The sequence below is a fragment of the Leucobacter massiliensis genome, assembly GCF_002982315.1.
GTDB lineage: Bacteria > Actinomycetota > Actinomycetes > Actinomycetales > Microbacteriaceae > Leucobacter > Leucobacter massiliensis.
The window spans coordinates 1-4,852 of record NZ_MWZD01000003.1; the positions used below are offsets into that span (position 1 = coordinate 1).

General features: G+C 71.1%; 3 protein-coding genes. 1 reads left to right on the top strand and 2 read right to left on the bottom strand.

Annotated elements, in window-relative coordinates; translation table 11 throughout:
- The first annotated feature begins 65 nt into the window (after positions 1-65).
- A complete protein-coding gene (locus B4915_RS00055) occupies positions 66-1,397 on the top strand; it encodes a dihydrolipoamide acetyltransferase family protein (protein ID WP_105803852.1) in 1,332 nt (443 codons plus the stop codon).
- A gap of 125 nt (positions 1,398-1,522) precedes the next feature.
- On the opposite strand, the gene aqpZ is transcribed toward B4915_RS00055, so the two are convergent.
- Positions 1,523-2,284, bottom strand: coding sequence for an aquaporin Z (gene aqpZ, locus B4915_RS00060; RefSeq protein WP_105803853.1), 762 nt, complete (start codon positions 2,282-2,284; stop codon positions 1,523-1,525).
- Positions 2,285-2,523: 239 nt separating this feature from the next.
- Positions 2,524-4,758, bottom strand: a complete 2,235-nt coding sequence (gene katG, locus B4915_RS00065; protein ID WP_105803854.1) for a catalase/peroxidase HPI — start codon at positions 4,756-4,758, stop codon at positions 2,524-2,526.
- Between the last annotated feature and the right edge of the window lie 94 nt (positions 4,759-4,852).

The following is a 4,852-nucleotide window of genomic DNA, read 5'->3' on the forward strand; positions in this document are numbered from 1 at the left end:
AACATGCTGTCCGCCCCCGGCACCGGCCCTAGACTGAAGCACACCGAATCGCAGGAGACGAGACCATGAGCGATATGACGTTCCCCCTCCCCGACGTGGGCGAGGGCCTGACCGAGGCCGAGATCGTCACCTGGCACGTCGCGCCCGGAGACGACGTGGCCCTGAACCAGGTGATCTGCGAGATCGAGACCGCGAAGTCGCTCGTCGAACTCCCCTCGCCCTTCACGGGCACGGTGACGGAGCTGCTCGCCGAGGTCGGTCAGACGGTGCCGGTGGGCGAGGCGATCCTGCGCGTGTCGGTCTCGGGCGGGACGGCGTCTGAGCCCGTCGCGGAGCCGGCCGCCGCCGCGGAGTCGGAGGAGACCCGCGAGGCGGTCGCCGACGCCGCCGCCTCCGTCGAGCACGAGGATGCCGGCGGCTCGGTGCTCGTGGGCTACGGCACGGGCGGCGCTGTGCAGTCGCGCCGCCGCCGCGGCGGGGAGCCGCTGCTGCACGGCGCCGCCGCCGCGCACGGCGCCATCCCGGTCGCCGAGGCCGCCCCGATCCTCGCGAAGCCCCCGATCCGCAAGCTCGCGAAGGACCTCGGCGTCGATCTCGCACGGGTCGCAGGCTCCGGGATCGCCGGCGAGATCCTCCGTGACGACGTCGTGCGTCAGGCCACGCAGGCGAGCCTCTTCCGCAACATCGCCACCCCCGAGGCGCCCGCCGCCCGTGAGGAGCGGATCCCGCTGAAGGGCATGCGCAAGCAGATCGCGAAGGCGATGGTGGCCAGCTCCACCGAGGCGCCGCACGTCAGCGTCTTCACCGACGTCGACGCGACCCGCACCATGGAGTTCGTGAAGCGGCTGAAGAGCTCACCCGACTTCGCCGGGGTGAAGGTCTCGCCCCTGCTGATCTTCGCGAAGGCGATGCTGTGGGCGATCCGCCGCAGCCCCGAGGTCAACTCGACCTTCACCGACACCGAGATCATCCGGCACCACTTCGTGAATCTCGGGATCGCGGCGGCCACGCCACGCGGCCTCGTCGTGCCGAACATCAAGGACGCGCAGGATCTCAGCCTGCTGGACCTCGCGCGGGCGATCGAGCAGCTCACGATCACGGCGCGCGACGGCCGCACGCAGCCGGCCGAGATGCAGAACGGCACGATCACGATCACGAACATCGGGGTCTTCGGCATGGACTTCGGCACGCCCATCCTCAACCCGGGCGAGTGCGCGATCCTCGCGATGGGCACCATCAAGCAGAAGCCCTGGGTGGTCGACGGCGAGGTGCGGCCGCGCATGGTGACGACCGTGGGCGGCTCCTTCGACCACCGGATCGTCGACGGCGACGTCATCTCGCGCTTCGTCGCCGATGTCGCCTCCGTGCTGGAGGAGCCGGCGCTGCTGCTCGACTGAGCGCTCGGCCGGCCGGACGCTCGACGGCGCGTCCGGGCCACGGCCTCCGAAGACGACGCGACCGGGGGCGGTGGGGGCTCTGCCCCGCCGCCCCCGGTCGCGCGACGCTTCCGGGTTTCCCGTGCTCAGCGGGCGCGGTCGAAGAGCGGCTTGAAGAGCCAGCCGGCCAGCAGCCCGCCCACGACCGGGAAGAGGATGAAGGCCCACAGCTGGGCGAGCGCCTCGCCTCCGCCGTAGATCGCGCTGGCGATCGAGCGGGCAGGGTTCACCGAGGTGTTGGAGATCGGGATCGAGATGAGGTGGATCAGCGTGAGCGTGAGCCCGATCGCGAGCGGCGCGAAGCCTGCGGCCGCGCGCTTGGAGGTCGCGCCGATGATCACCAGCAGGAAGATCGCGGTGAGCACGACCTCGGTGAGGCCCACGGAGAGCAGGCTGTAACCGCCCGGCGAGGCCTCGTCGTAGCCGTTCGCGCCGAGCGTGCCCTCGTAACCGCCGGGCTGTCCGTTCGCGACGGCGAAGATCAGCGTCGAGGCGAGGGCGCCGCCCACGATCTGCGCGATGATGTACCCGGGCACGTCGCGCCAGGCGAAGCGTCCGGCTGCGGCGAGCCCGAGGCTGACCGCCGGGTTGAAGTGCCCGCCCGACACCGGGCCGAAGGCGTAGGCGCCGACCACGACGGTCAGGCCGAAGGCGAGGGCGACGCCGAGGAAGCCGACGTTCACCGGGCTGCCCGGCTCGCCGGGGAATCCGGCGGCGAAGACGGCGGTGCCGACCCCGCCGAAGACGAGCAGGAAGGTCCCGATCACCTCGGCGATCAGCCGGGAGGATGTGGCGGGATCGCTTGGGGCTGCGGGTTTCGTGGCGGGCTGAGGACCTGATGCGGTCATGGATGACTCCTTCGGGCGGGCGGCCGTCCCCCTCGTCGGGCCGCGGCTACTGGGCTCACAGTCTATCCTCACGGGAAAGTCACGGGAAGAGCACACCCCCGTGTGCCGCGCTGCGAATCCAGCGTGCCGTGCTCTCCGCGCCGGCCCCGTTCGACGCCCGGCGCCGATGCGCCCCGGAAACACGAGAAGCGCCGCGACCCCCCCCGAGGAGGGGCCGCGGCGCTTCGTCGCCGTCCGGACTACCGCACGTCGAAGCGATCCAGATCGGCGACCTTCGCCCACGCCGCCACGAAGTCGTCGACGAACTTGTCGGCGGCGTCGTCGCTGGCGTAGACCTCGGCCACCGCGCGCAGCTCGCTGTTCGAGGCGAACACGAGGTCGGCGCGGGTGCCGGTCCAGGTGTCCTCGCCCGTCGTCTCGTCCGTGGCCTGGAAGGCGCGCGAGCCCGGGTCGAGCGGACGCCACGTCGTGTTCAGGTCGAGCAGGTTCACGAAGAAGTCGTTCGTGAGCACGCCGGGACGGTCGGTGAGCACGCCGTGCTGCGAGCCGTCCCAGTTCGTGCCGAGCACGCGCAGACCACCGACGAGCACGGTCATCTCGGGCGCCGACAGCGTGAGCAGATTGGCGCGGTCGACGAGCAGGTGCTCGGCGGGGCGGCCGAGCGCCCGGGCGCTCTCGTAGTTGCGGAAGCCGTCGGCGGGCGGGTTGAGGTACTCGAACGAGTCGACGTCGGTTTCCTCCTGCGAGGCGTCCGTGCGTCCCGGCGTGAAGGGGATCGACACGGTGCGTCCCGCGGCGGCGGCCGCCTGCTTCACGCCGACGTTGCCGGCGAGCACCGTGAGGTCCGCGATCGAGACCTTCTTGCCCGAGTCGGCGTTCTCCACGTCGAACTGGGCCTTGATGCCCTCCAGCACCTCGAGCACGCGGGCGAGCTGCTCGGGCCGGTTGACCTCCCAGCTGCGCTGGGGCTCCAGGCGGATGCGGCCGCCGTTCGCGCCGCCGCGCTTGTCGCTGCCGCGGAAGGTGGCCGCAGCGGCCCAGCCGGTGGAGACCAGCTCGCTGACGGTGAGGCCCGACTCGATGATCCGCTGCTCGAGGACCGCGATGTCGGCGGCGTCGATCAGCTCGTAGTCGCGAGCCGGGATCGGATCCTGCCAGAGCAGGTCCTCGGCGGGCACCTCCGGGCCGAGGTAGCGCGACTTCGGGCCCAGGTCACGGTGCGTGAGCTTGAACCAGGCGCGCCGGTAGGCCTCGGTGAAGGCCTCGTGGTCGTCGCGGAAGCGGAGTGAGATCTCGCGGTAGGCGGGATCCTCGCGCAGAGAGATGTCGGTGGTGAGCATGCGGGGCTCGCGACGGCCGCTGAAGTCGGCCTCGGGCACCATGTCGGAGCCGGCGCCGTTCTTCGGCCGCCAGTGCTGGTGCCCGCCGGGGCCCTCCACGCGCTCCCACTCGTAGGCGAAGAGGATGTGGAAGAACTCGTTGTCCCAGCGGGTGGGGTGGTAGGTCCAGGTGACCTCGAGGCCGGAGCTGATCGTGTCGATGCCCTTGCCGGAGCGGTAGTCGCTCTTCCAGCCGAGGCCGGCCTGCTCCATGGGGGCGGCCTCCGGCTCGCGGCCGACGTGCTCGTCCTCGTTGGCTGCGCCGTGCGTCTTGCCGAAGGTGTGGCCGCCGGCGATGAGCGCGACGGTCTCCTCGTCGTTCATGGCCATGCGCCCGAAGGTCTCGCGGATCTGGTGCGCCGCCGCCACGGGGTCGCCGCTGGCGCGCGGTCCCTCGGGGTTGACGTAGATCAGGCCCATCATGGTGGCTCCGAGCGGCTTCGCGAGCTCCTCGTTGCCGTCCTCGCCGAGGCGCGCCTCGTCGCCGAGCCAGGTGTTCTCCGAGCCCCAGTACACGTCGTCGTCCGGCTCCCAGACGTCGGGTCGTCCGCCGGCGAAGCCGAAGGTGGGCATGCCCATCTGCTCGTGCGCGACGTTCCCGGCGAGGATCATGAGGTCGCCCCACGAGAGGGACTTGCCGTACTTCTTCTTGACGGGCCACAGCAGGCGGCGCGCCTTGTCGAGGTTGACGTTGTCGGGCCAGCTGTTCAGCGGCGCGAAGCGCTGCTGCCCGGTGCCGCCGCCGCCGCGGCCGTCGAAGACGCGGTAGGTGCCGGCGGAGTGCCACGCCATGCGGATCATGAGCGGGCCGTAGTTGCCGAAGTCCGCGGGCCACCAGGGCTGCGAGTCGGTGAGGACGTGCGCGATGTCGGCCTTGACCTCGGCGAGGTCGAGCGCCTCGAAGGCGGCGCGGTAGTCGAAGTCGGCGCCCTGCGGGTTCGCCACGTCGGGGTTCTTGGCGAGGATCTTCAGGTTGAGGCGGTTCGGCCACCAGTCATCGTTGGTGGTGCGGCCGGCCGCCGGCTTCGCCGAGCCGTGGGTCGGGGTGGGACCCACGCCGCTGTGGTCGACGGGGCACTTCTGCTCGTCTGTCATTACCGGTTTCCTTTCATCGGGGAGTGAGGGGAGGGAGTCTGGGGCCTGTCTCTTTAACACATCTGACGCCGCCGACGATATGCAGTGGGTGGAG

Excerpts from the sequence above, each read along its gene's own strand:
- katG (WP_105803854.1), bottom strand. The coding sequence starts at position 4,758 with ATGACAGACGAGCAGAAGTGCCCCGTCGACCACAGCGGCGTGGGTCCC.
- B4915_RS00055 (WP_105803852.1), top strand. The coding sequence starts at position 66 with ATGAGCGATATGACGTTCCCCCTCCCCGACGTGGGCGAGGGCCTGACC.
- aqpZ (WP_105803853.1), bottom strand. The coding sequence starts at position 2,284 with ATGACCGCATCAGGTCCTCAGCCCGCCACGAAACCCGCAGCCCCAAGC.